Source organism: Pseudoflavonifractor capillosus (assembly GCF_016902575.1).
In the GTDB taxonomy this organism is placed as follows: Bacteria; Bacillota; Clostridia; order Oscillospirales; family Oscillospiraceae; genus Enterenecus; species Enterenecus capillosus_A.
The window spans coordinates 1-863 of record NZ_JACSNZ010000115.1 but is presented as its reverse complement, the minus strand read 5'-3'; the positions used below and the strand labels follow the sequence as shown (position 1 = coordinate 863).

Below are 863 nucleotides of genomic sequence, written 5' to 3'. Positions count from 1 at the left end.
CAGGGCGGCCACGGTATTTCCCTCGGTGAGGAGCTTGTCAGACATATAGGACAACACATTGAAGAGCATGGCATTGCGGACATTTCTCGCCGCACTGAGCATCCCCTTCACACCGAACACCAGGAAGCGGCTGGAGGTAATGTTCGTGTGTCCGTTGAAGAACTGGGCATCGGCGCCCTTGCACATGGAGTGCAGCCCCAGCAGCACCTCCTGCAGAAGCTTCTCGGTGTAGAGCGGGTGACGGCTGGCGTCATAGTTGTGAAACTCCTCCTCTATCAGGTCGTAGAGGTCGGAGAGGATGGGGAAGTCTTCCGGGTGCATCTGCGTAAAGTTGGTGTCCTCGGTGATGCCGAACTTCTGGTACAGCTTGGAGAGCATGATTTCGATGGTGTCGATGTGGGCATCGCTGAAATCCTTGTAGGCTCGGAAGAAGTCTTTCAGGAAGGAAATGTGTTGGGCCAGCAACGTGTTTTTGTGGAAGGGCTCCGGCGCATCGTCGGCATTGGGGGCTCCGCTGTTGTCCCAGCACTTGGGTTCCAGGACATTGATGAGGTAGTGTCCGGCCATGAGGTCGGCAAAGCAGCCACCCACCGCCTCGCACATCTCCTGTTGCTCATGTTCGGCATCCAGGGAGATGACAGATTTGCCAGACTCCAGCAGATTGAGGATGAGCAGCTTCATGAGATAGGACTTGCCCTGGCCGGAGTTGCCCAGGATCAGGATGTTGGCGGAGGTTTTGTCCTCGTCTCGCTGATCGAAGTCCACCAGAATGTTGCTGCCGTATTTGTCTTTGCCGATGTAGAAGCCCTTGGGGTCCAGCTTGCCGGAGTAGTTGAAAGGGTACAGGTTGGCCACGGAACTGG

1 protein-coding gene is annotated in these 863 nt (G+C 56.1%); it reads right to left on the bottom strand.

Annotated features, from left to right (window positions below):
* The coding region (locus H9X86_RS13165) for a TraG/VirB4 family ATPase (RefSeq protein ID WP_346011477.1) at nt 1-863 on the bottom strand (863 nt) is incomplete at both ends.